Below are 250 nucleotides of genomic sequence, written 5' to 3' on the forward strand. Positions count from 1 at the left end.
TCTATGTGAGTCTGAAGAGACTGCATTGTCAGTGTTGATTGGTGAAAGTAAGGCGCATATGGGGTTTTATAACCCAGAGTCAATGATTCGTGCTGCATTAGAGTTAATTGAAGAGAGCTTTGCCCGAATACATCAAAGTGATGAGGGTGTCGATGGATCAGATTCAGAGTATCGAAATGAGCTTGAAGACGAGTTTGCCTCGGATGGCGTTCGTGTTAATGAACCAGAGCCTGTCGCCAATTCAGACAAT

Annotated in this window: 1 protein-coding gene; it reads left to right on the forward strand. The window is 44.0% G+C overall.

Annotated features, from left to right (window positions below; all coding sequences use genetic code 11):
* Nucleotides 1–250: hypothetical protein (locus A3757_RS26275; protein WP_197469737.1), on the forward strand; the 250-nt coding region annotated here is incomplete at both ends.

The sequence above is a fragment of the Oleiphilus sp. HI0117 genome (assembly GCF_001635235.1).